Here is a 1,535-nt window from a genome sequence, read left to right on the forward strand (position 1 = left end):
GCCGGGCACGCTGATCGTGACAGACGGCAACACCGCCTACCGCAACATGGCGGGTCGCGGACATCACGAGATCCCGATCCCCAAGCACATCCCGGCCCACGTGCTGCTGAAGCAGATACACCGCCTCTTCTCGCTGCTGAAGCGCTGGTCGATGGGCGTCTACCATGGCCTCCGGAAGAAGCACGCCGAGGTGTATCTCCAGGAGTTCGTCTACCGCTTCAACCGACGGCGCCACTATCGGTCGTCCTTCGAGCGGCTGCTCGGGATCGGCGTCAAGGTCGGCGCCGGGACCTACTGGGATATCACCGGGAAGCGGCCCGTGTTCCGCGAGCTGAAGAAGGCCATCCGCGGGGAGTATGACGAGGAGGCACGGGAAGACGCATACCTGCGGGCGCGGCAGGCCAACGTCCCGTTGCGCTACGCCAAGCTGCTGCTCGATCCGGACTACCCGCCGGATGAGCGCGCCTATCGCCGGAAGAAGCCGTCGCGGCCTGTGCTGGCCAAGAGGCGGACGGCGTTCGTGTTCGATACGCACTGACCGTGAGGTCGATCATCGAGGTGCTTTAGCTGTATCGCGCGGCCTTGAGTACCATATCCGAACTGATGTCTAGCGCCTGTCCTACGGCCTCGGCCAGTCTCATATGCAACGAAAACGCTTCATCGAGATGGTTCTCAGCGATGTTCCCGAATTCGATGGACATGAGCATGGCAGGCTCGACTGAACTGTTGTCGAACAACAGCACTCTGTCCGCTATCCGAATTGCATCCGGCAGCCGAGAAAACGCGGTTTCATATCTCCTTCGGATAACGTGCTCGGGGATGTGGTGCCCGCCTGCTGCGACTCTCTCGGCCACCCGTCGCACATTCAGGTCGACGGAATTGAGCGCAACAAAAACCAGGGAAACCTCATATTCAACAGATCGACATCGTGACATCAGAGCCAGGGATTGGTGGCTACTGAGGGTGGTTTCGTAGACGAAGTTCTGTCGGGCTGCGATCACCTGGTCCAGACGGTTCAAGACCCACCTGCCGGCTGCCATGGATGCCGATTCTGGCGAGACAGGATTGATTCCTCTCGCCACGACATCCGTGTTGATGAAGTCGCCCGGCGGCTGCAGATATCGAAAGATCGTGGATTTCCCGGAACCGTTCGGGCCGCCCAGAACGGTACAATACTGCTTGGCTTCGCGTGGCAACTAGCGTCTCGGCCCAAGTTCCTGCATGACGATGTCCTGACCGCCGACGACCGCGACGAGTTGCCGCGAGCCGTCTGGCATCTCACGCACGATTCCGCCTGCCTTCGGGTCGTGATAGTAAGCGGGCGCTCCTGCACGACGGGCTTCCTCAATGGCAATCCTGCCTGCCTGACGGACCCTTGCTTCGTTCCTGCGCCAATGCTCAATGATCATTTCGCCTGCCTTCTTACGGCTGCCATCCACTAGACAACATACGCCCTCTCTCTCCTCCGATCCAGACTTTTCCCTGGCTCCTCGCGGGGGCCACATCTAGTGGTGCCGGAGCGAACGGGATAAGCT

Annotated in this window: 2 protein-coding genes and 1 pseudogene; 1 reads left to right on the plus strand and 2 read right to left on the minus strand. The window is 60.5% G+C overall.

What is annotated here, in order from left to right; translation table 11 throughout:
* A pseudogene (locus L630_RS23525) lies at nt 1-301 on the plus strand (transposase); the annotation flags it as partial.
* Between the two features lie 262 nt (nt 302-563).
* Here the strand turns inward: L630_RS23525 and L630_RS0120655 are convergent.
* Both L630_RS0120655 and L630_RS0120660 read right to left on the minus strand, forming a co-directional pair.
* Nucleotides 564-1,196 (minus strand): zeta toxin family protein, encoded by a 633-nt coding sequence (locus L630_RS0120655; protein ID WP_024850058.1) that lies wholly within the window; start codon nt 1,194-1,196, stop codon nt 564-566.
* Nucleotides 1,197-1,409 carry a hypothetical protein gene (locus tag L630_RS0120660; protein ID WP_144702926.1) on the minus strand — a complete coding sequence of 71 codons (213 nt, stop codon included), beginning with the start codon at nt 1,407-1,409 and terminating at the stop codon, nt 1,197-1,199.
* Nucleotides 1,410-1,535 lie beyond the last annotated feature (126 nt).

It is taken from the genome of Aminobacter sp. J41 (assembly GCF_000526635.1).
In the GTDB taxonomy this organism is placed as follows: Bacteria; Pseudomonadota; Alphaproteobacteria; order Rhizobiales; family Rhizobiaceae; genus Aerobium.